This is a genomic window from Saezia sanguinis (genome assembly GCF_963921665.1).
GTDB lineage: Bacteria > Pseudomonadota > Gammaproteobacteria > Burkholderiales > Burkholderiaceae_C > Saezia > Saezia sanguinis.
In genome coordinates this window covers 59,581-83,308 of record NZ_CAWUGC010000014.1, presented here as the reverse complement: position 1 = coordinate 83,308, position 23,728 = coordinate 59,581, and the positions used below count along the sequence as shown (strand labels likewise).

17 protein-coding genes are annotated in these 23,728 nt (G+C 54.0%); 8 read left to right on the top strand and 9 right to left on the bottom strand.

The window, feature by feature from the left end; genetic code table 11:
* Nucleotides 1-34 precede the first annotated feature (34 nt).
* Nucleotides 35-679, bottom strand: coding sequence for a TetR family transcriptional regulator (locus tag AACY98_RS08805; protein ID WP_339804177.1), 645 nt, complete (start codon nt 677-679; stop codon nt 35-37).
* Nucleotides 680-949: 270 nt separating this feature from the next.
* On the opposite strand from AACY98_RS08805, the gene AACY98_RS08800 reads away from it, so the two are divergent.
* From AACY98_RS08800 to AACY98_RS08790, 3 genes are read left to right on the top strand one after another with little or no spacing between them, the layout of a single operon-like run.
* Nucleotides 950-2,305 carry an efflux RND transporter periplasmic adaptor subunit gene (locus AACY98_RS08800; RefSeq protein ID WP_339804175.1) on the top strand — a complete coding sequence of 452 codons (1,356 nt, stop codon included), beginning with the start codon at nt 950-952 and terminating at the stop codon, nt 2,303-2,305.
* Nucleotides 2,306-2,317: 12 nt separating this feature from the next.
* On the top strand, nt 2,318-5,668 hold the full coding sequence (locus AACY98_RS08795; RefSeq protein ID WP_239442051.1) for an efflux RND transporter permease subunit: 3,351 nt from the start codon (nt 2,318-2,320) through the stop codon (nt 5,666-5,668).
* Between the two features lie 28 nt (nt 5,669-5,696).
* Entirely contained in the window at nt 5,697-7,265 is a 1,569-nt protein-coding gene (locus tag AACY98_RS08790) for an efflux transporter outer membrane subunit (RefSeq protein WP_275427134.1), read from the top strand.
* 63 nt (nt 7,266-7,328) lie between these two features.
* On the opposite strand, the gene ptsP is transcribed toward AACY98_RS08790, so the two are convergent.
* Nucleotides 7,329-9,089: a phosphoenolpyruvate--protein phosphotransferase gene (ptsP, locus tag AACY98_RS08785; protein WP_339804165.1), complete on the bottom strand. Its 1,761-nt coding sequence runs from the start codon at nt 9,087-9,089 to the stop codon at nt 7,329-7,331.
* Between the two features lie 398 nt (nt 9,090-9,487).
* Between ptsP and uvrA the strand changes: the two genes are divergently transcribed.
* A complete protein-coding gene (gene uvrA, locus AACY98_RS08780) occupies nt 9,488-12,382 on the top strand; it encodes an excinuclease ABC subunit UvrA (protein ID WP_339804162.1) in 2,895 nt (964 codons plus the stop codon).
* Nucleotides 12,383-12,479: 97 nt separating this feature from the next.
* Entirely contained in the window at nt 12,480-13,625 is a 1,146-nt protein-coding gene (locus AACY98_RS08775; RefSeq protein WP_339804159.1) for a 2Fe-2S iron-sulfur cluster-binding protein, read from the top strand.
* A gap of 39 nt (nt 13,626-13,664) precedes the next feature.
* Here the strand turns inward: AACY98_RS08775 and pyrF are convergent, their stop codons facing one another.
* The 4 genes from pyrF to tsaB all read right to left on the bottom strand — a co-directional run bounded on the left by pyrF (nt 13,665) and on the right by tsaB (nt 16,704).
* Nucleotides 13,665-14,513, bottom strand: coding sequence for an orotidine-5'-phosphate decarboxylase (gene pyrF, locus AACY98_RS08770; protein ID WP_339804157.1), 849 nt, complete (start codon nt 14,511-14,513; stop codon nt 13,665-13,667).
* 102 nt (nt 14,514-14,615) lie between these two features.
* Nucleotides 14,616-15,503, bottom strand: coding sequence for a uracil-DNA glycosylase (locus AACY98_RS08765; RefSeq protein ID WP_339804154.1), 888 nt, complete (start codon nt 15,501-15,503; stop codon nt 14,616-14,618).
* Complete coding sequence (gene rimI, locus AACY98_RS08760; RefSeq protein ID WP_339804151.1) at nt 15,497-15,940, bottom strand: ribosomal protein S18-alanine N-acetyltransferase; 444 nt, start codon at nt 15,938-15,940, stop codon at nt 15,497-15,499. Before rimI ends, AACY98_RS08765 begins: the two co-directional genes overlap by 7 nt.
* A gap of 92 nt (nt 15,941-16,032) precedes the next feature.
* On the bottom strand, nt 16,033-16,704 hold the full coding sequence (gene tsaB, locus AACY98_RS08755; RefSeq protein ID WP_339804148.1) for a tRNA (adenosine(37)-N6)-threonylcarbamoyltransferase complex dimerization subunit type 1 TsaB: 672 nt from the start codon (nt 16,702-16,704) through the stop codon (nt 16,033-16,035).
* Between the two features lie 158 nt (nt 16,705-16,862).
* On the opposite strand from tsaB, the gene dacB reads away from it, so the two are divergent.
* Both dacB and AACY98_RS08745 read left to right on the top strand, forming a co-directional pair.
* Nucleotides 16,863-18,350, top strand: a complete 1,488-nt coding sequence (gene dacB / locus AACY98_RS08750) for a D-alanyl-D-alanine carboxypeptidase/D-alanyl-D-alanine endopeptidase (protein ID WP_339804145.1) — start codon at nt 16,863-16,865, stop codon at nt 18,348-18,350.
* Between the two features lie 58 nt (nt 18,351-18,408).
* Entirely contained in the window at nt 18,409-18,669 is a 261-nt protein-coding gene (locus AACY98_RS08745) for a DUF4404 family protein (protein ID WP_339804143.1), read from the top strand.
* Between the two features lie 3 nt (nt 18,670-18,672).
* Here AACY98_RS08745 and queF read toward each other — a convergent pair whose 3' ends face one another.
* A complete protein-coding gene (queF, locus tag AACY98_RS08740) occupies nt 18,673-19,512 on the bottom strand; it encodes an NADPH-dependent 7-cyano-7-deazaguanine reductase QueF (RefSeq protein ID WP_339804140.1) in 840 nt (279 codons plus the stop codon).
* A gap of 150 nt (nt 19,513-19,662) precedes the next feature.
* Nucleotides 19,663-21,663: a carbon starvation CstA family protein gene (locus AACY98_RS08735; protein ID WP_339804137.1), complete on the bottom strand. Its 2,001-nt coding sequence runs from the start codon at nt 21,661-21,663 to the stop codon at nt 19,663-19,665.
* A 365-nt stretch (nt 21,664-22,028) separates the two neighbouring features.
* Here AACY98_RS08735 and AACY98_RS08730 point away from each other — a divergent pair, with 365 nt between their 5' ends.
* Nucleotides 22,029-22,532 (top strand): pyridoxamine 5'-phosphate oxidase family protein, encoded by a 504-nt coding sequence (locus tag AACY98_RS08730; RefSeq protein WP_339804135.1) that lies wholly within the window; start codon nt 22,029-22,031, stop codon nt 22,530-22,532.
* A 59-nt stretch (nt 22,533-22,591) separates the two neighbouring features.
* On the opposite strand, the gene ychF is transcribed toward AACY98_RS08730, so the two are convergent.
* Nucleotides 22,592-23,674 carry a redox-regulated ATPase YchF gene (gene ychF, locus AACY98_RS08725; RefSeq protein WP_339804133.1) on the bottom strand — a complete coding sequence of 361 codons (1,083 nt, stop codon included), beginning with the start codon at nt 23,672-23,674 and terminating at the stop codon, nt 22,592-22,594.
* Nucleotides 23,675-23,728: the final 54 nt, after the last annotated feature.

Genomic DNA, 23,728 nt, shown 5'->3' with positions numbered 1-23,728 from the left:
TAAATATATGCGTATTATGAAAATATCTGTGTGATCAGGCTGAGGGCTGAACAGAAGAGGAAGGATGTTTAAGCCCCTGCAAGTAAGTTTTCACGCTGTACAGGGTAATTTCACGCAAGTCGAAAGATTCAGAATCGTGCATCCAGTTGTGAAACAGCCCATCACTTAAAGCCTGCAGGCCGCGTGCCGCCCAATGCACCTGAGCTTCTGTGATGTGAATTTCTTTTGCCTGGTTTGCCAAAAGCAACAGGCGTGTAAATGTGCCTAAAGAGCGTTGCAGATGCCGAAGATGCCGCTCACTCATGACCGCAAATTCGTCAACCAGCTCAATTTTATGAAACACAATATCTAAAACATTACGGATTTGCGAATTCTCATTGACCAGGGAGGTCAATTCAGAAATTAATGCAAGAATGCGGTTCAGAGGCGAGATGTCATTTTGCTTTTCGATGCGTGTGAAAATTTCGTCTGCAGATAATGTGGCACGGTCTAAAAGGGCCTGAAACAAAGCCAGCTTATCGCTGAAGTGCCAATAAATCGCGCCGCGCGTTACATTGGCTGCCTGGGCAATTTGCTGTAAAGAGGTACGTGAAACACCCTGTTGCTGAAACAATGTTTCAGCAGCGTCTAAAATGATCTGCCGTGTTTGAAGTGCTTCTTCTTTGGTTTTGCGTGCCATAATAGAGGGCTCTGTGAAAAGCTTTGTAAAATTATGTAAAGAATCCTTATTCTATCTTACATACATTCAGAAATGTATATATACTATGGGCTTCGTACAGAAATAAGCACAGATTCCGGGATTATTTGTCTATCTGTTTATACCTGATCACACTGGGTATGGCGCGACGCCTGATACAGATAGTAGCGTTTCGTTGTCATTATGTTTTGGACAGTTTTATCGATTTCATGCTCCCACCAGAAGGAGCGGTTAGGGCTATTAAGGAAGATCATGTCGGCACAATCAGCACAGACTCAAAAGAATTCAGATCAGGGAAAGCGCCAGCCTCTGTTATGGCTGTTTGCGCCATTGGCAGTTGCACTGGCGCTTACGGCGTGTGGCAAAGATGAACAGGCGGGTGGGGCAGGGGCTCCGCCATCGGTTGGATATGTTACGGTGAAAGCGCAGAATATTGGCTTGACCACAGAGTTGCCTGGGCGTCTGCAAGCGTATCGGGTGGCCGATGTGCGTGCGCGTGTGCCGGGGGTGTTGCAGCGTCGGCTTTTTGAAGAAGGCTCTGACGTGAAGGCCGGACAGCAACTGTTCCAGATCGATGATGCCCCCTATCGTGCCTCTTTGCAAAGCGCGCAGGCTTCGCTGGCGCAGGCACAGGCCAACCTGATGCAGACCAAAGCACTGGCAGAGCGGTATCAGCCGCTGGTGGCGATCAATGCAGTCAGCAAGCAGGATTATGACAATGCCGTAGCAGCTCAGAGAGCCTCTGAAGCCAATGTGCTGGCGGCTCAGGCTTCTGTTGCAACGGCCAAAATCAACCTGGGTTATGCCGCGGTGACAGCACCGATTTCGGGCCGTATTGGCCAAGCATATGTGACAGAAGGCGCTCTGGTCGGGCAGACAGACATCACATTGTTAGCGACTGTGCAGCAGATTGACACTCTATATGTCAACTTCACCCAGTCGGCAACAGAAGTGATCAAATTGCAGCAGGATGTACGCTCGGGACGTTATAAGGTGGCCAGTGATGGTTCCATTCCGATTACCGTCATCCTGGATAATGGGCAGCCTTACAGTGAACCAGGGCATTTGATGTTCACGGACTGGACTGTTGACGAAACAACGGGTCAGGTCACCTTGAGAGCGACTGTGCCTAACCCTGAAAAGTTGCTGCTGCCTAATTTGTATGTCCGGGTCCGCTTGGAGCAGATTCAGGCTGAAAATTCTTTCCTGGTGCCACAGCAGGCGGTTACCCGTGCTGCCACGGGCGATACTTTGTATGTTGTGACCCCGGAAGATACGGTTGAGCCTCGCCAAGTCGTTGTTGGCGGGCGTAATGGACAGAATTGGGTCATAACTTCCGGTTTGAACGATGGTGACCGCGTCATGGTGGATGGTTTCCAGAAGTGGCAAATGGCTGTGAGTGGCGCCATGCAGGCTGCTGCCGCACAAAAATCGGAGGAACCTGTTGTTGTGAAGGTACAGCCGGTGCCATTGGATACGCAGCCAAATCCCGCACCAGCAGGAAATGGACCGGCTGCTCAGCCAGCGTCAGGAACGCCGTCAGCGGATGCTCAATCCCCTTCAGACGCGGCTGCACCAGCAGCAGCAACTGAAGAAAACAAGTCGTAAGGAGCACGGCAGATGGCCAAGTTCTTTATTGATCGCCCTATTTTTGCGTGGGTGGTGGCAATCGTCATTATGATTGCCGGAGCCGTATCCATTACGCAAATGGCAATTGAACAGTACCCACCGGTGGCGCCAACGCAGATCACGGTGAATGCAACTTATCCCGGAGCTACTGCCCAGACGCTGGAAGAGAGTGTGCTGGCCGTTATCGAGCGGGAAATGAACAGCGCCAAAGGTCTGGCGTACATGGAAACGGTGAGCAATGCCAATGGTTCAGGTTCCATTACACTGAATTTTGAGCCGGGCATTGACCCCGATATGGCACAGGTGGACGTGCAGAATCTGTTGTCCCGGGCCACTCCACGCCTGCCTGCATCTGTGACGCAGCAAGGCGTGATTGTTCGCCAGTCGCGCTCCAACTTCCTGATGATGGTGGTGGTTACCTCCACCAATCCTAACTACAGATCGGCTGAGCTGAATGACTATGCAGCGCGCAATGTGGTCGATGAGTTGAGCCGTCTCAATGGTGTCGGACAGGCGATGCAGTTCGGTGGTGAACGTGCCATGCGTATCTGGGTTGATCCTACGTTGTTGAAGGGGTACAACCTCTCAATGACCGATGTGAGCAGCGCCATTTCATCGCAGAATGCGCAGGTATCTGCCGGTACCGTGGGCGATGTGCCGATTGAAGAGGGGCAAACAACCTTTTCTGCCATTGTGGTGGATGGTCAGTTGAGCACCGAGGAACAGTTCAAGAATATTGTGCTGCGGGCCAATCCGGATGGTTCTACTGTCCGTTTGGGTGATGTTGCACGCGTTGAACTGGGCACACAGAGTTATAACTTCAGCTCGCTATACAACGGGCAGGAAACTGCCGGTATCGGTATACAGCTGTCTTCCAATGGTAACGCGCTGGCGACCGCCAAGCTGGTACGCGACAAGATGCAGGAGCTGTCCCGCTATTTCCCGGAAGGTGTTGAATTCCAGGTGCCTTATGACACCACGAAATTCATCTCGACCTCCATTGAAAAAGTGGTGCATACACTGTTTGAAGCCATTGCGCTGGTGTTTGTGGTGATGTTCATCTTCCTGCAGAATGTGCGCTACACCGTCATTCCAACCATTGTGGTGCCGATTGCCTTGCTGGGGGCTTTTGCCGCGCTGTATGCGATGGGGTTCTCCATCAACGTGTTGACCATGTTTGCCATGGTGCTGGTGATCGGGATTGTGGTGGACGATGCCATTATTGTGGTGGAAAACGTCGAGCGTATCATGAGCGAAGAGGGCCTTCCGCCGCTACAGGCAGCCCGAAAAGCCATGGGGCAGATTTCCGGCGCGATTATCGGCGTGACGGTGGTGCTGGTTTCGGTGTTTGTACCGCTGGCGTTTTTCAAAGGGTCTACCGGCAATATTTACCGGCAGTTTTCCGCGACCATGGCAACGGCTATCGGTTTCTCGGCATTTCTGGCGTTATCGCTGACACCGGCGCTTTGCGCAACCATGCTCAAACCGGTTCAGGCAGGCCATCATGCAGAGAAGAAAGGCTTTTTCGGCTGGTTCAACCGTAACTTTACAAAGACGGCCAAGGGCTATGAGAGCATTCTGGCCAGGCTGTTGCAGCGCAGCGGGCTGATGATGCTGGTATATCTGGCGATTACGTTTGCAGCAGGGTATCTGTTTTTACAGATGAAAACCTCTTTCCTGCCCAATGAAGACCAGGGGGTGGTTATCGCCATGGTGCAGTTGCCAGCAGGTGCGACATCCGAGCGTACGGAGTTGGCATTGGACCAGTTTTCTTTGTATATGCGGGGGCGTCCGGATGCAGAGCTGACGGTACAAGGTAAACCGGAAATGATTCGGAACATGGATCCGAAGAATCCGGCACATTGCTCGGCATTGCAGGCCTATGTGGGTGACAATCAGGCGTTGTTTGATGGTCTGGTGAAACCGGCAGACCGCCAGAACTGCGATGTGATTTATGCACTGTTGCGGGGTAAACCTGAAGTGGCTGACATCGTGACGGTGCGCGGTTTCAGCTTTGCCGGACAAGGGCAGAATGCGGGCTTGTCTTTTGTGCCACTGATCGATTGGAGTGACCGTACCAAACCCAACGAAACTGCACAGGCACTGGCCGGGCAGGCCATGGGAGAACTGGCTGGGATTCGCGATGCGTTCATCTACACGTTGAGCCCACCACCTATTCCCGAACTGGGGATTGCCGCCGGGTTTGAATTCCGCCTGGAAGACCGCGGTGCCAATGGACACGAGGCGCTGCTGAATGCACGTAACCAGTTGTTGGGGATGGCCGCGGGAAGCAAGATATTGTCTGGCGTGCGTCCCGATGGCCTGGAGGATTCTCCGCAGATTTATCTGAATATTGACCGCGATGCAGCGCAGGCGCAAGGGGTTGATTTCAGCATGATCAACGCGGCACTTTCCACGGCGTTTGGTTCCAGCTATGTCAATGACTTTCTGAACCGGGGCCGCTTGCAGCGTGTGATTGTGCAGGCTGATGCGCCCCAGCGTATGCAGGCAGATCAGATATTGCAGTTGACGGTGGTGAACTCCAGCGGCAAAGTGGTACCGTTCTCGTCTTTTGCGACGGTGGAGCCTACCACCGGGCCGGTGCAGACGGTGCGCTTTAACGGCTACCCTGCCATGAAAATTGCAGGTAATGCGGCCGAAGGGTACAGTACAGGCGATGCCATGGCGGAGATGGAGCGGTTAGCTGCTCAATTACCGGAAGGGTTTGCCTATGAGTGGACCGGCCAGTCGCGCGAAGAAAAACAGGCTGGCTCGCAGGCGTTCATTGTGTATGCGTTTGCTATTCTGGCAGTGTTCCTGTGCTTGGCAGCGCTGTATGAAAGCTGGTCAATCCCATTCTCGGTGATGCTGGTGGTGCCGCTGGGCGTGCTGGGTGTGATTCTGGCGACGTTGCTGCGAGGCATGGAAAATGATATTTACTTCCAGATCGGGTTGATTACCATCATTGGTTTGTCGGCGAAGAATGCCATTCTGATCGTCGAGTTTGCCAAGGATCTGCAGGCGGAGGGCAAGAGCCTGATGCAGGCGGCGCTGGAGGCGGCACATCTGCGGTTCAGGCCGATTCTGATGACTTCGCTGGCATTTACGTTCGGGGTCTTGCCCTTGTACTTTGCCAGCGGGGCCAGCTCGGCGAGCCAGCGTGCTATTGGTACCGGCGTGACTGGTGGTATGATTACAGGGACGGTGCTGGCAATTATCTTTGTGCCGGTCTTCTTTGTGGTGATTCGCAGCATTTTCAAAGGGGACCAGGATACGTCTAAAGATGAAAAGCAACCGCAGGCAGCCGATGGAAGCCAGCCTCAGCAAACACCTTCTGTATAAGGGGTGTGTCATGAAAAAGAGTGTAAACATGGCAAAACTACGTACAAATATGATTTTGACCCGTGTCGGGGTGTCTGCTGCAGCGCTGATGCTGGCAGGCTGTACACTGGCGCCCAACTATGAGCGTCCGCAGTCTCCGGTATCAGGCGCATGGCCTGACATGAGGATTGGTGTTCCGCCGGAGGACCAGCAGGGGCTGATTGCCAGCGACTTGTCGTGGCAGCAGTTCTTTGGTGATGAGCGGCTCAAGCGGTTGATTGAGGTGGCACTGGAGAATAACCGTGATATGCGCGTTGCAATCCTCAATATTGAGAGGGCGCGGGCGCAGTATCAGGTTCAACGTTCTGACCTGTTGCCCAGCGTTGGCGCAAGCGGCAGCATCAACCGCCAGACGACCGGTTCGGGCGGGAGGTCTGTGCTGACAGATTCTGCGGGCAATGTGATTTATAACCCGTTGTCCGAGTCGGCGCAGAATGCCAGCAGTTACAACACGTACCAGGCGGCCATCGGCATTACCTCATATGAGTTGGATCTGTTTGGCCGTGTTCGCAGTCTGAGTGCGGCTGCGCTGTCCAACTATCTGAGCACTGTGGAAACCCGTAAAGCCACCCAGATCAGCCTGATCGCCAGTGTGGCAACAGGCTACTACACGCTGCTGGCTGACGATGAACTGCTCAAACTGACGGAAGAAACGCTGAAGACGCGTGAAGAGTCTTTGCAACTGACACAACTGAAGTTTGACCATGGCGTTTCTTCAGAGCTGGATGTTCGTCAGGCAGAGACGCTGGTGGAAAGCGCCCGTTCAACTCTGGCACAATTGCGCCGCCAGCGTGCACAGGATGAAAACGCCTTCATGCTGCTGATCGGCGGGCCGTTGCCTGCGGATCTGCCGCAGGGCGTATCATTTGCCCAGCAGATGACAAGCCTGCCCGAACTCAGGGCCGGGGTGCCGTCTGATGTGCTGGTGCGGCGGCCGGATATTCTGGCTGCAGAACAGCAACTGGTTGCAGCGAATGCCAATATTGGCGCAGCGCGTGCAGCGTTTTTCCCGAGCATCAGTTTAACCGCGTCGCTGGGCAAGGCGAGCGGAGATCTTGATAACCTGTTCAGCAGTGGACATGTCTGGACATTCATGCCGCAGATTACGCTGCCGATCTTTACGGGCGGACGCAACATTGCCAATCTGGAAGTTGCCAATGTGGACCGCGATATTGCTGTGGCGCAGTATGAGAAGGCGATTCAGTCTGCATTCAGGGATGTCTCCGATGCACTGGCAGGGCGTGCCACCTATGATGACCAGTTGACTGCCATGCGGGCGCTGGTTATGGCGACCCAGAAAACGTATCAGTTGTCTGACCTGAGGTACCGCAATGGGGTATCCAGCTACATGGACTTGCTGGATTCTCAACGTGCACTGTTCGATGCGCAGCAGCAGGAAATTACGGCACAACTGGCGATGCTGAACAACCAGATTACTTTGTATAAAGTGCTGGGTGGGGGCTGGAGCCAGCAGGATGAAGAAAGAATGTCTGAAGAGATGAACAATGCCGGGCGCTCTTCATCCGATGGAGATCAGCAGAGCGCTCAAACGAACTGATCAATGAATCAATAAAAATATGCTGATGAATAAAAGGCCGCTTTATAAGCGGCCTTTTATCATTCAGGCATTGTGAAGTGCCTGCATGGCATCATTCAACTGCTCTGTATCTTCGGCCTGAAGGACTTTTTGTGCCAAGGGCGCCAGTTGCTGTGTGTCACTGTGGAGAATTTCCTTTTTGACTGCCAGAATCTGCGAGGGGTGCATGGAAAAACTTCGCAACCCCAGCCCCAGCAAAAGCCGGGTCATGGTTGTATCCCCTGCCATCTCTCCACATACACTGACCGCTTTGCCGGCAGCATGGCTTTGGGCAATGGTATCTGCCAGCAAGCGCAGCACTGCGGGGTGTAATGGGTCAAACAGGTGGGCAACGCTTTCATCTGCGCGGTCAATGGCCAGCGTGTACTGGATCAGATCGTTGGTGCCGACAGAAAGAAAGTCAAAATAGCGCAGAAACGTGGGCAAAATCAGTGCCGCCGCCGGCACTTCGATCATGGCGCCGATTTTGGCGTTGCCATAAGGAATACCTTCGCTGTTCAGGGCTTCCCTGGCCCGTTCCAGCAACGTCAGCGTCTGGCGTATCTGCCAGGTATGCGTGAGCATCGGGATCAGGATGTGCAACTGGCCATGAACCGCTGCGCGCAGTAAGGCACGCAACTGAATCAGGAAAATATCGGGTTCGCTTAGGCTCCACCGGATGGCGCGCAGCCCCAGTGCCGGATTCAGTGCATGGTTGTTTTCACCATAATCGAGTGGCTTGTCTGCACCGATATCAATGGTGCGGATGACAACCGGCTTGTCAGGCATGGCTTCCAGTGCCGTTTTGTATGCCAGATACTGTTCCTGCTCGTCTGGCATTTGCTGTTGCGAGCCGGTGCGGTTCATGAACAGAAATTCCGTACGGAACAGCCCAATGCCTGCAACAGCGGCTTCATTGGCTTTGACGGCATCTTGCGGTTGTTCAATGTTGGCCAGAATTTCAATATCCTGGCTGTCCAGTGTAATCGCTGGCGTATGGCGCAGGCGGTTGAGTTTTTCACTTTCAATGGAAAACTGGCGTTGCCGGAACTGGTATTCTTCTAACAGCAAAGGGGTAGGGTCAACAAGGACCACGCCGGCATCTCCGTCAATGACAATCCAGTCATCCTGGCGGATCAGGCGGCTGGCATAACGTGAGCCTACCAAAGCAGGAATACCCAGGCTGCGCGCGACAATAGCGCTGTGCGATGTTTTGCCGCCCACATCGGTGATAAAGCCGGTAAAAACGCTTTGCTTGAAGTGCAGCATATCGGCTGGGGAGATGTCATGCGCAACCATGATCAGCGGGTCTGTACCGGCCTCAGAGGCCCCTAGCGCGGCACAGGCAGGCTGGTTGCCGTACTTCTGCCCGGTCAGCGCATTTTGCAGTAAATTGGCGATCTGCTCCAGATCTGCACGGCGCTCGCGCAGGTACTCGTCCTCCATTTTTTCAAACTGGCGGGTCAGTGTTTTAAGCTGCGTATCGAGCGCCCACTCGGCGTTGTAGTGGCGCTCTTCAATCCAGTGCTGTATGCCATCGGTCAGCATGCTGTCGTGCAGCATCATGATGTGCACATCCAGAATGGCGGCAACTTCCGCCGGCGTGTCTTTCGGCATTTGCGTGCGCAGTGTCTGCAACTCTTCTAAAACCGCGTCACGGGCGCGCAACAGGCGTTGCAGTTCCTGCTGCTCCTGCCCGGCGTCAATGAAGTAGTGATCGATATCATGGCTGCGTGATGACAGCACGACAGCACGGCCGATTGCAATGCCTCGTGAGACCGGAATGCCAAAAAGAGTGAAGGCCATATATTACTTTGCAGTGGTTTTCATGACAACAAGACAGGCCAGCAACCGGCTGTACCTTGAATGTGGACATGAAACGTTAAAACCTGACGAATTGACAAAAGGCCGTTTTATGAATGGCCTTTATACCCAACCCTGCATGTTGCGTTGGCAATGCAGGCTGCCTATCTGTATGGGTGGATACTTTCGGTGAGTGAAAAGTTTCACGGTTGTCAGGAATTGTACCTTTCTTGAAAAAATCATAAAGATTTATTGGTAAGGATGGCACCAGCGGCCAATTGCTTTCTATCTTAAAAAAGATATGGGAAGTGATGCGAAATCTGCTGATACAGGTTACTATGTAGGGTTTGGCAGATACTGGCACGAAAATGGCGCAGATTCCGGATAAAACAGCATTGGCAATGAAACAGATTGAGACAAAACCACCCTTAATCAGTGTGCGCGGTGCACGTACACACAATTTGAAGAACATTGATCTTGATATCCCCCGCTACCAACTGGTGGTGATTACGGGGCTGTCAGGTTCGGGAAAATCCAGCCTGGCGTTTGATACCCTGTATGCCGAAGGGCAGCGGCGTTATGTGGAAAGCCTTTCAGCGTATGCCCGGCAGTTTTTGCAGATCATGGACAAGCCGGACGTGGACCTGATCGAGGGGCTGGCACCGGCGATAGCCATTGAACAAAAGGCCACCAACCACAATCCGCGTTCGACGGTGGGAACGGTCACAGAAATTCATGATTACCTGCGCCTGCTGTTTGCCCGTGCCGGAACGCCTTATTGCCCTGAGCATGATCTGCCGTTAACGGCGCAGACGGTCACTCAGATGGTGGATGCTGTGATGGCGTTGCCTGCGGAAGCCAAACTGATGATACTGGCGCCTGTGGTGCGGCACCGCAAAGGCAGCTACACAGAAATGTTTGCCGACCTGCAGACCCGTGGTTATGTCCGCTTTCGGGTGGATGGGCAGGTTTATGATGCAGAGAGTCTGCCTGCGCTGGAAAAAAATACCTATCATGATATTGATGTGGTGATTGACCGGTTGCGGGTACGTCCCGAAATGCGGCAGCGGCTGGCAGAAAGTTTTGAACAGGCATTGCGTCTGGCCGATGGTAAAGCGCTGGCGCTGGACATGGACAACGCCGAGGAACATCTGTTCAGCGAACGCTTTGCCTGCCCGCAATGTGATTACACACTGGCCGAGCTGGAGCCACGGCTGTTTTCCTTTAATTCACCCACAGGGGCCTGTCCCCGCTGTGATGGTCTGGGCGTGGCGGAGCGTTTCGAACCACAGCGGATTGTGGCATTTCCGTCGTTGAGTCTGGCCAGCGGTGCCATCAAGGGCTGGGACAAACGCAACGGCCTGTATTTCTCCATGATTGAGGCATTGGCCAAACATTATGGTTTTGATGTGAATACGCCTTATGAAGATTTGCCGGAGAAGGTCCGGCAGATTGTTCTGTACGGGTCCGGCGAAGAGGAAATTACCTTTGTGTACCACATGGGGGGCAAAGGCAATAAGGTGGTGCAGAAAACGCATCCGTTTGAAGGTATTTTGCATAACTTTGAGCGCCGCTTTCATGAAACCGAATCAGATGTGGTGCGTGGCGAGCTCGGCCAATACCGGGTTTTGCAGTTGTGTTCGGATTGTGGCGGCAGCCGCCTGCGCAAAGAAGCCCGCTTTGTGCGGCTGGGGCAAAACAGCCAGATGCATAATTTGCCTGAAATCAACCAAATGACTTTGCATGAAGCGCAGGATTATTTTGAAAAGCTGCAACTGGAAGGCGCAAAAGCGGCGATTGCAGAAAAAGTGGTCCACGAGGTACAGGCACGGCTGCGGTTTTTGAATGATGTTGGGCTGACATACCTGACATTGGCCCGCAGTGCCGATACTTTGTCTGGCGGCGAATCGCAGCGTATCCGTCTGGCCAGCCAGATTGGCTCAGGGCTGACGGGCGTCATGTATGTACTCGATGAGCCCAGTATCGGGCTGCACCAGCGTGATAATGACCGGCTAATTCATACGTTGCGGCATCTGCGTGATCTGGGCAACAGTGTTTTGGTTGTTGAGCACGATGAGGATGCCATCCGTTCAGCCGACTATGTGCTGGATATGGGGCCGGGTGCGGGTGTGCATGGCGGCGAAGTGATGGCGCAGGGCACGCCGCAGCAGATCATAGATAATGCAGCATCGCTTACCGGCAAGTACCTCGGCGGTGTGCTTAAAATTCCGGTGCCTGCCAAACGTGTGCCATGGCAAAAAGAACCCGGTGAAACCTATACCGCAGAGGCACCCGGGCGCTGTGTGTGGGTGAAAGGTGCTTCAGGAAACAACTTGCAACATGTGAATGTGGCGTTCCCGGTTGGGCTGATTACCTGCGTTACCGGGGTGTCCGGTTCGGGCAAATCCACACTGGTCAATGAAACGCTGTATGCGGTGGCCGCGCATGAGTTAAACCGCGCCCAGACAGAACCGGCACCGTATGAGGCAATTGAAGGGCTGGAACAACTGGACAAGGTGATCAGCGTAGACCAGTCGCCCATTGGCCGTACGCCCCGATCCAACCCGGCCACCTATACCGGTTTGTTCACGCCGATCCGTGACCTGTTTTCACAGGTGCCGGCTGCGCGTGAGCGTGGTTATGATGCAGGCCGTTTCTCGTTCAACGTCAAGGGCGGGCGTTGCGAAGCATGCCAGGGGGACGGCATGATCAAAGTGGAAATGCACTTTTTGCCGGATGTCTATGTGCCGTGTGATATCTGTCATGGCAGACGCTATAACCGCGAAACGCTGGATATCCGCTATAAAGAAAAAAACATTGCAGATGTGCTGGACATGACGGTAGAAGAGGCGTGCGAGTTTTTCTCTGCGGTGCCGCTCATTGCCCGCAAGCTGCATACGCTGCTGGATGTGGGTTTGGGGTATATCACGCTGGGACAAAGCGCGACGACGCTCTCAGGTGGCGAAGCGCAGCGCATCAAACTGGCGCTCGAATTGAGCAAACGGGATACCGGCAAAACCCTTTATATTCTCGATGAGCCGACAACCGGCCTGCACTTTGCCGATATTGAACTGCTGCTGAAAGTGATCAACCGGCTACGCGATGCAGGCAATACCGTGGTGATCATTGAGCATAACCTGGATGTCATTAAAACGGCGGACTGGATCATCGACATGGGGCCGGAAGGCGGTGCAGGCGGCGGCGCGGTGGTGGCAACAGGCGTTCCGGAAGCTATTGCAGCCTGTGAGCACAGCTATACCGGGCAGTACCTGCGTTCGGTATTAAGCAAGCGGTGAGCCTGCTGCGGTTTATAATTGAAGCTTGTGCAGTGGTACAGCCTGCGCCATGCATGGTGCGGGTATGGCATGGCAAATAAAAATCAGAGCATAAACGATGAGTACAGACAATAAAGAACATGTGATTTATTTTGAATCAGGTAAATACACGGTGCGTGCAGATGAAACGGTGCTGGATGCCTTGTTGCGGCAGGGCGTGAATGTGCCTTTCTCATGCAAGGGCGGTGTGTGCCAGGCCTGCATGATGCGCTGTGTGGAAGGTGAAGTGCCTGAAAGAGCGCAGCGCGGGCTGGTGCCGGAGCAGCAAAGAAGAGGCTGCTTGCTGGTGTGCGTGTGTGAACCCCAAACTGACATGAGCCTGTTGCGCGGCACGCCGGAAGACCATGTCACAGAATGCATGCTGCATGAGGCGACACCTTTGGCAGAGGCGGAAAATACTTTTAAAGTGAAATTTGAGCTGGCACGGGCCTGCCCGATGACCGTTGGCGACAGGCTGCGTGTCGTCAGCCCTGAGGGTTCGGTTGAGCCGTTGATGGAAGTCACAGCGGTGGACAGTGACTGGGATGTGACGGCTACGCTTCGGCTGACTGAAAATGCACATCGGCCGGAATGGTTGAGCGGCGACCCGTTTGGGGTGATGTTTTTTGTGCGCGGCCCTTTTGTGGAAGGCTCGCGTGATGGCTTCCAGCCGGAGCAGCCACAGCCGCAGCCGCGACCGGAAGTCTGGCAGGCGCTGGGAGACGGTGCCAAAGTCAGGGTGGTGCTGGAGGACTTTTATGACCAGGTGTACGAAGATGAAAGGCTGGCGCCTTTTTTCCAGCATGTCACTAAAGAACGGCTGGTGGAAAAACAGTATTCATTCATGCACCAGTTGTTCACGGGCAAAAAGGTGTATTTTGGCAACCGGCCCCGCAATATTCACCACTGGATGGTGATATCGGATGGTCTGATGGATCACCGGCGCCGCATTCTGGATGCGGCCATGCTGCGCCATGGGGTTACCGATGAGCAGCGCCATGTCTGGCATGCGTATGAAGAGAACTACCGGCCCGATATTGTCAAAGACGAAGCGTGGCCTTTGAAAGTGGGTGAAAACGAGTACGTGGACCTGGAGTCGTTTGACAAAGAGGTTTTGCTGGAAGCCACTTTATGCGACTACTGCGGCAATGAAGTGCTGGCCGGTGAAGAGGTGATCTACCACCGGCGTACAGGCAAAATCAGCTGCCCGCGGTGCAGCAGTTGATGTTTTATCGCGCTTTATCTTTTGGGGGCTGAACGCTTTTTAAACCTGCATTTGCGGGCGTGCATGGTTCAGTTCATCGCGTAGTTGCAGTGCCTGCTGCCGTGCCGCCTGGGCAAATTTAGCATCTTTTCCGGCATACAAAATGGCGCGTGATGAACTGATGACCACCGGGCTGAAACGCCCGTCAGACCATGATTTCCATGCGGCCTGCACGGTCGCATGGGCATCTCCCCCTTGAGCGCCTATCCCCGGAATCAGCAGGGGGGCGGTAGGAGCCAGCTCGCGCACACGCGCCAGTTCGTCGGGATAGGTGGCGCCGACAACCAGCCCCAACTGCCCGTTGATATTCCAAGCCCCCTGGGCCTGTTTGGCGATGTGTTCATAAACACGGGGCTTGCCTTCAATTTCGAGGTGCTGGTTTTGCAGCTCGCTGCCACCGGTATTGGAGGTGCGGCACAGCAGAAAAGCGCCTTTTTCGTGGTGCCTGAGGTAGGGTTCAATCGTGTCAAAACCCATAAACGGTGACAACGTAACCGCGTCTGCACCATAGCGTTCAAACGCTTCAATGGCATATTGTTCAGCCGTGGAGCCGATGTCTCCGCGTTTGGCATCCAGAATCACCGGAACGCCGGGGGCATTGCGGTGAATGTATTCGATCAGTTGCTCCAACTGGGGCTCGGCGCGGCGGGCCGCAAAATAGGCAATCTGGGGCTTGAATGCGTTGACCAGATCAGCCGTGGCATCCACAATGGCGGCACAGAAGTCAAAAATACGGTCGGCCTGATTTTGGATGGGCTCAGGGAAGCGCGCCGGGTCAGGATCGAGTCCGACACACAGCAAGGAGTTGTTTTGGCGCGTGGCGCGGGTAAGCTGTTCAATGAAAGTCATAGGGATTTGAGGCTAGGGAAGTACTGGGTGAATTGTACCTTGTGCTGCAATACCGGCAGATTATTCTGTTGTGCGGCTTATTTGCCAGCGTAAAACGCCTGGTTACGGCTGGTTTTTGTCAAAAGTGTCCGCTGCCAGGCACAAATCTGCCCAGGCCTTGCGTTTATCGACCGGGTTACGCAGCAGATAGGCCGGGTGGTAAGTCACAATGACCGGAATATTTTTATAGTGGTGCACCTGCCCGCGCAGTCGGCCAATAGCCTCATGGCTGCCCAGCAGTGTCTGCACCGCAAAGCGGCCGGTGGCCATGATGAGTTTGGGTTGTATCAGCTCGATCTGCCGCTGAAGATAGGGCGCACACTGTGCCATTTCGGCCGGTTCCGGGTTGCGGTTTCGCGGCGGACGGCATTTCAGCACATTGGCAATGTAAACGGGAAGCTGGTCTTTTTCCGGCCTTCGGGCCAGGTTCAGGTACATTAGCATACGGTCCAGCAGTTTGCCGGCCTGGCCGACAAACGGCTCACCTTGTTTGTCTTCATTTTCTCCCGGTGCTTCTCCTACAATCATCCATTGTGCCTGCGGCTGGCCAACGCCAAAAACCGCCTGTGTCCGTGTTTTGCATAACTGGCAGGCGGTGCACTGGGAGACTGCTTGTGTCAGTTCGTCCCATGACATTTGTGCAATGGATTCACGGCTTTGCCGCTCTGCATCAGATAAGGATGAGGCTGTGGACGGATGTTCCGGTTTCGGATGTAGAGATGCCGGTGGTCGGCTGGCGGTTGTGGTGGGGGTAGCAGAGGCAGAAACAGGCTTAGGCTGCTGCTGCCTTTGAGCAGGTGCAGCAGGCGGGATGCTTGCCGCTACAGCTTGCCCAGAATGTTCAGAAGCAGCATGGCTGGTTTTTTCTGCTGGTGCGGTGGCTTGCTGCCAGGGTAAGTCAATGCCCATGGCTTTGAGCATGGCCTGTTGGTGCGGGTTGATATTCAGCATACGCGTAACGACATGAGCACAGCATGCTCATGCCCTCCATCAGAGGTTGGGTAATAGTTTTTCCGCCGGCCAACCTCTTTGAAGCCAAACTGCCGGTATACATGTAATGCCCGGGTATTACCTTGCCGTACCTCGAGCCACAGCCACGTCAGCTGCTGCGACACGGTCCATAAGCGCAGCGTTTCGAGCAGCATGCGGGCACAGCCCTGCTGCTGGTAAGCAGGGGCAACCGTCAGATTGAGCAAATGGGCTTCTTCCACGCCTTTCATGGCTACATAATAGCCCATGATGTCGCCTTTTGCATGGGTGAGCAGCGCCATCGCGTGGTAACCGGCATTCAGCGCGTCCATGAAATTGCCATACGTCCAGGGGTGTGAATAGCAGGCCTGCTCAATGGGAGCGACTTTTTCCAGCAGATTCATGGCTAAGGGGACCATGCATGGCTGCTGCAACGATGCATGCGTAGGGTCTGAATGGTCTGGGCAGGGGGAAAATGCTTTCGCACAATGCTTATTCATGGCGGCGCATCTCAGGCAGGCTCGCCTTGTTGTTTGCCGGCATGTAATGCAATGCGTTCTGCCGTGGTCAGGGCAACCTTGTTACGCAGATACAGTGGCAGTGCCTGCTCCGGGGTTATCAAGTCGTTTTTCTGCCATGCCTGTTCAGCCAGTGAAAGCATGCCGGTCATTTGCGGGGTGGTCATGGTCAGCAGGTGGAGCGGCTGATGCTGGTCCAGATAAGCCTGCAATTCCTGCGGTTGGGTCAGGCAGGCAGGGGTGCGGATATGCCAGGATAAATCTTTCCACTGGTAATGTGCCCAATACCATTCGTCCATACGGGCATCCAAACGCACCACCAGGTCAGCCGTGTCTGGCGAGGGGTGGCATTGCAGCCGGTATTGTTCGGCCGCAGCCAGCAGCGTAACGATAGAAATCAGCGGCAGGCCGGCGCCAAGCGCCAGTCCTTGTGCAACAGAACATGCAGTGCGCAGCCCGGTAAATGCCCCCGGGCCGCAGCCAAATGCAATGGCATCCAGATCGTTGATGCGTATGCCGTTATCTGCCAGTATCTGCATGATCAGCGGCAGCAGTGCGTCAGAAGCATGGGCGCCCCCTTCTGTTTCAACCACACGGGTCTGCCCGTCGCAATGCAGTGCGACGCCCAGCGTTTGGGTAGAGGTGTCAAAAGCCAGCAGTTTCATGGCAAGAATAATTGGAATTCAACCGGAATATACCAATTTAACATTGTCTCATTATCAGAGATGGCCTTGAAACTGCTCCAGTTTTTCCGTCAAAATGGGTATTTGCAAAGCCCATAGGGCTTTCATCTCTAGCCGTCTCGTTACATAATGGCAAACTTGTGGCTGATAATATTGAAGAATACATGATGATTCAGTTGTTGACGTTCAAAAAAATGCGGAAATTTCTGCTGGTATGTGCCGCGGCATGCCTGTACAGCGGTGCGGCTATGGCGCAGTTGTTGCTGCCCGAGAGTGTCAGTCAGGCACTGCAAAAAGCGGGGATTGATCAAAAAGATGTCGCCATTGTTGTGGTGGATGCTGAACCAGGGGGAAAGAGCTGGCTGCTGCACAATGAGCAGGCCATGATGAATCCGGCATCGGTGATCAAACTGGTAACCACCTATGCGGCACTGGACATATTAGGGCCGGGCTATACCTGGAAAACCGGTGTATTTGCCGATGGGCCGGTTGAGAATGGGGTGTTGCAGGGGTCTTTGTACATTCGAGGTTCCGGCGATCCTTCAATGACGGCAGACCGCTTGCGTGACCTGCTGTTGGAAGTGCGTGCCGCCGGCATCCAGAATATCCGTGACAATCTGGTGATTGACCGTTCGGTCTATGCGATTCCGGAAGTTGCCCCAGGCGCTTTTGATGGCGAGCCTTTCCGTCCGTATAACGTACGACCGGATGCTTTGCTGGTGAATTACAAATCCATTGTGCTGATTTTTAACCCGTCGCTGGCAACGGCTGGCGGGCAGATCCCGATTGTCAGTGATCCGCCGTTGACGGGCGTGCAATTGGATTCGCATGTCACGGTGGGGGACCAGCGCCAGTGTGGCGACTGGCAGAAGACACTGTCGGCAGATTTCAGTGACCCGCTGCACATTCGCATCAAAGGCACATTTCCATTGGTTTGCGGCAACAAGCGCTGGTATGTGGCGTATGCCGAGCCGTCAAGTTACGCGTTGCGCGTGACCGGTGGGCTTTGGCAGCAACTGGGTGGCGACGTGCAGGGGCGGGTCACCACCGGCACGGTACCGCCGGGTGCCAGGCTGGTGGCGGTGGGTGAATCCAAGTCGATGGCCGAAGTGGTGCGTGACGTCAATAAATTCAGCAACAATGTGATGGCGCAATCGGTATTTCTGGCGCTGGCTTTGCCGGACCAGAAGGGCTTGCTTTCATCTGCTGCGGTGAGTTCTCCTGCCACTTTGGAGCAGGCAAGGCAGCGTGTTGCCGCCTGGTGGAGCCAGCAACTGCCACGGCTGACACCACCGGTAATGGACAACGGTTCAGGATTATCCCGCTCAGAATCAATTGCGGCCATTTCCCTGGCTGGAATGCTGCAATCTGTCTGGCACAGTGCCGTGATGCCGGAATACGTCAGCTCATTACCGATTGCCGGGGTGGACGGTACCATGCGGCGCAGCAATGCGCAGGCCAGCGCCCACATTAAAACCGGCAGCATGAATGGTGTGGTCGCGCGGGCCGGCTACGTGGTGGGAAATAATGGGCAGCGGCGCGTGATTGTGTTTCTGATCAACAGCCCCAAATCTTATGCAGCCAAGGAAGCGCTGGATGCATTGATTGACTGGAGCGCCAGCTTCTGATGAAAAATGCCTGTCTGGGCTCAGGTAGAAGCGGCTTAACTTGAATGAAAAGGTTGATATGTTTGAACAATTGAAAGAACAGGCCAACAAGCTGGAGCAGGAAGTCAAGCTGAAAAAAGAGCTTGAGGCAGAAGACAAAGAAGTGCTCAAACAGCTTTCACTCGACTTGAATGCGCATGCGGCTGGTGAGAGTGCAGATCAGCGCGATGCACTGATTGAACGTCTGAATACATCATACGGAAAATTCCACGAAAAGCATCCGGAGCTTTCCGTGGTGCTGCAAAGCGCCATGCAGATTTTGCAGAATATGGGCGTTTGATTCTTATTGCCGGACCAGCCGCCGGTTGTGAAACACGCCATGGGCGTCCAGCGTGCGGTATGGGTTGATGTCCAGCCCGCCGCGTCTGGTGTAGCGTGCATACACCTCCAGTTGCCGGGGCGCCAGCAGTGTATACAGATCCATAAAAATGCGCTCTGCACAGTGCTCGTGAAAATCGGCATGCTGGCGGAAGCTGACGATGTATTGCAGCAGGCTGGCATGGTCCAACTTGTTATCTGCCTGGTAATTGATAAATACACTGCCCCAGTCAGGCTGTCCGGTCACCGGGCAGTTGGATTTCAGCAAATGACTGCACAACTGTTCAGTGGTGTCATGGCAGGCAGATGCTTTGAGCATGGATACGGATGGATGGCTGTATGAGGTCATCTGAACTTCCAGTGCATCAATGCATTGGGCATGCGGGGACGTTACCGCGTAAGCCGACGTGTCATGAATATCCGAGAGTCTGATAGCGACACGGCTGCCTGCGGCAGCACTCAGGTCGTGTTCGAGTATCTGCCGGATTTTTTCCATTGAATCAAAAGCTGTTTGATTGAACGAATTCAGGTACAGCTTGAACGATTTGGATTCAATGAGGTTTGGCGAATTGGCCGGAACCCTGAACTCCACCAGTGCAGCGGCCGGTTTGCCTGATGGGGTCAGCCAGGAAAATTCATAACTGTTCCAGATGTCAACGCCATAAAATGGCAGTGTAGCATTGTCTGCGATGCCAAGCTGCAACCGGTTGGTGCTTCTTGGAATGGGAAACAGAAGTTCGGGGCTGTAAGTGTCGCGGTATTCGCTGGATTTGCCCAGCGGCGACGATGCTGCAGAGTTGCTCATGATTCAAGGTGTAAAAAGATTCGGAATTGGTGACCGGGCCAAGCATGTATTGTACGTCAGTCGCAGTGTGTGCAGGGCGATGCCTGTGCGGTGTCAATAAAAAAGGCTGCCAGTCAAGGCAGCCTTTTAAAGTGATTCTTGCTGGTTTATTTACTCGGGAACCAGCTCTTTCACTTCATCACCATAAGGATCGGTCACCAGGGTTTTAATGCCCATCAGTTCTATCCATTTCTTGAATGCGCCGATGAAAACAATCACCATCAGCACCATCACCATCACCGCAAGGGATGACAGCAGATATTGCTGCTTGGGCCAGTACTGGGTGGTGACTTGCAGGTAACCGGCCCACAGGGTAACGGCGGCCATCAACACACCCGGAATCGCTGTGCACAGGCAGTATTTGCCCCGGTTCATGCGCAGCAGCATGGTGGTGCAGACAATGAGCGCACAGGCGGCGAGCAACTGGTTGCTGATACCAAACAGCGGCCAGATGCTGGAGATGTTGCCGGTGTACAGCAGGTAGCCCCACAGGAACGTGAAGATGGCGCTGGTCACAATAACACCGGGCATCCAGTCTTTGTCGCTGAATTTGGGGATAACACGCCCGACCATTTCCTGCAGGAAGAAGCGTCCGACACGGGTACCGGCGTCAATCGCGGTCAGAATAAAGACCGCTTCAAACATGACGGCAAAGTTGTACCAGTAGGCGATGAGCTGATCCATGTATGGAATTTTATGGAAGATATGTGCCATACCGACGGCCAGCGATACCGCGCCACCCGGCCGGTTGGCTAGGTTGATACCGATGTGCTCGGAATAGTAGGCCAGGTCGTGTGTCTGGCTCAGCGCTGCAGGTGCGGTCGCCAGGAATGCATCGTAGCCCGACTTGGCCGTGTTGATGGCAAAATAATCGCCCGGTACCAGCGTACAGGCGGCAATCAGGGCCATGATGGCGACAAAGCCTTCCATCAGCATGGCGCCATAGCCGACGAACAGGATTTCCCTTTCGTTGGAAACCATCTTGGGGGTGGTTCCGGTACCGATGATGGCATGGAAGCCGGAAATGGCACCGCAGGCAATGGTGATACAGATAAACGGCAGTACCGGGCCGTTGATGATCGGGCCGCCGCCGCTGATGAAGTCGGTCAGGGCCGGCATTTGCATGTCGGGCATTACAAAACAGATACCTACGGCAAGCATCAGGATGGTACCGATTTTCAGGTAGGTGGACAGATAGTCACGCGGCACCAGCAGCAGCCACACCGGCAGCACAGATGCGAAGAAACCATAAATAGGAATGGCCAGTGACAAAGAGTTTTGTGACCAGTCAAAGTAATAGCCCAGTCCGCCCTTGAACAGCGGGAAGTCTGCCAGGCTCAGTTTGCCCTGGACCAGTAGTTCCTGCATTTGCGGGGTCAGTACATCGTATTTGGCGGCCAGTGCCTGCGCCTGATCAGCCGGAACGGCAACGCCCTGGGTGATCAGTTCTCTGAGCTCCAGCGGAATCTGGGTAAACGGGTGCCCCAGCACGATGGCCAGGAACAGCAGGCCAATACCGATCAGGCTGGCCAGCAGCACATTGTGGCTTGCGCGCATGACCATGCCCATAATGATCGCAATCGGGATGGTGACCGCCACAATGAACAGCGACCAGGGGGCTTCATGCATCGCATTACGGCAGGCAATGGAAAGGCCTGCCAGCGTCAGTATCAGGATGAACAGCACTGCAAAGCCGGCAACGGAGCCGGTCAGCGGGCCGATTTCTTTGCGTGCGATGGTTGCCAGGCTTTGCCCTTTGTGCCGCACCGAGGCAAACAGCACAACCATGTCGTGTACTGCGCCACCCAGCACGCATCCGACCAGAATCCACAGCGCACCCGGCAGAAAGCCGAACTGTGCAGCCAGTACAGGGCCTACCAGGGGGCCCGCTGCGGCAATGGCTGCAAAATGGTGGCCGAACAGCACATTTTTATTGGTGGCAACGTAATCATGGCCGTCAGCGTATTTAACGGCCGGGGTTGCCCGGTTTCTGTCAAGTTTGAGAACCTTGTTGGCTAAAAAAATACCGTAAATACGGTAAGCGATTGCAAAAATACAAAGCGATGCAAAAACCAGCGTTAATGCATTCATTCCATCCAGTGCTTGAAACATAATATGATCCCACTTGCTAGGTGCTATATATGACATAGAAGCAGCAAAATGCGCCGGCTTGCTATTGACGCAGAAAAACCTGATAGCCAGGTGCCAGCAGGTTTGTCCCGATTTGTACAGATATGTTGCTCACTATAGCACTGCATTGCGGAACAAGAGAGGCGTTAGTTTGATTAGCATCAACATAATGCAGGAGAAAGTGCCATTCAGTTGTCTTCGTGCCATGCGATAAAAATGCATATATACTGGATTCAGCACTCTGGTTTCCATTTATTTAACCAGGGTCAAAGCTGTGCCTTGTATAAAGAGGATCATATGCAGCCATTGCAATTGTTTTAAATGCATATTTGGTTTTGGGGATATGGATGGGCGGTAAGTTTTCAGCGTTAGTTAAAACAAACCAGGCAACGCTGACAGACCGTGTCAAAAACTGCATTGAGCGCAGCATATTCTGCTGGCTGGCCACAGTAGACCGCAATGGTGAGCCGCATGTTTCTCCGCGGGAGATTTTTGCAGCGCATGAGGACACTTATTTTTTAATTGCCAATGTGTTTTCCCCCGGCAGCATCCGCAACATCAGGGGCAATCCAAAGGTCAGCGTCAGTTTTGTCGATATGTTTCTGCAGCAGGGGTTCAAGCTGCAGGGGCAGGCCATGGTCGTGAGCCCTGTGGATGCCGTGTTTAAAAACATCTCTCAACCCTTATTTCTGATGGCAAACAGGGAGTTCCCTATCCATAACATCATCTCAATACAGGTGGAGGATGTGACCCCGCTCATCGCGCCCAGCTACAAACTGATGCCCGAGGTGGTGCCTGAAGCGCAGGCCCGGTTACTCCCGGGCGAAGACAGTGTCGGTCATGCCGGCTAGCAAATGAAGCAAAAAGCAAGGCGGTCAGGCGCCAACCTGCCGCCGTAAATTCATTTGACTTACAGGAAGTGCATCACGTCGCCGTCACGCACCACGTAATCCTTGCCTTCAGCCCGCATTTTGCCGGCCTCTTTCGCGCCTTGTTCTCCTTTGTACTCGATGAAGTCCTCAAAAGAGATGGTCTGGGCACGAATGAATTTTTTCTCAAAGTCTGAGTGAATGACGCCTGCGGCCTTGGGGGCCGTGTCCCCTTCATGAATGGTCCAGGCACGCACTTCTTTGACGCCGGCGGTGAAATAGGTTTCCAGCCCCAGCAATTTGTAGGCAGCGCGAATCAGGCGGTTCAGGCCGGGCTCGGTCTGGCCCATTTCGGCCAGAAAAATTTCTTTTTCCTCATCGGCCATATCTGCCAGATCAGCTTCAATTTTGGCGCAGATGGCTACCACGGGCGCGCCCTGTTTTTCAGCGTATGCTTTCAGGCGGTCAAGCAGGGGGTTGTTTTCAAAACCGTCTTCTGCCACGTTACCGACAAACATGGCTTTTTTAACGGTAATCAGGCACAAGGGTTTGAGCAGCAGCAGTTCCTCTTTGGTCAGGTCCATGTTGCGCACCGGGGAGCCTTCATTTAAAGACGCCTGTACTTTTTCAAGCACAGCCACCAGTGCCTGGGCTTCCTTGTCACCTGAACGTGCCACCTTGGAATAACGCACAACCGCTTTTTCTACTGTAGACAGGTCTGCCAGGCACAGCTCGGTTTGAATGACTTCAATATCTGAAATCGGGTCAATTTTGCCGGCCACGTGCACAATGTTATCGTCTTCAAAGCAGCGCACCACATTCACAATGGCATCGGTTTCACGAATGTGCGATAGAAACTGGTTGCCCAGGCCTTCGCCTTTGGAGGCACCGGCGACCAGCCCGGCAATGTCCACAAATTCGACAATGGCCGGAACAACGCGTTCGGGCTTGACAATTTCGGACAGCTTATCGAGCCGCGGATCGGGCACCTCAACCACGCCCACGTTTGGCTCAATGGTGCAAAAAGGATAGTTTGCCGCTTCAATGCCCGCTTTGGTCAGCGCATTAAACAGGGTGGATTTGCCGACATTGGGCAGGCCGACGATACCGCATTGCAAACTCATGGTGTATGGACTTTCTGTGGTGCAAAATATTCTATTTTAATGCCTTCGTGCATA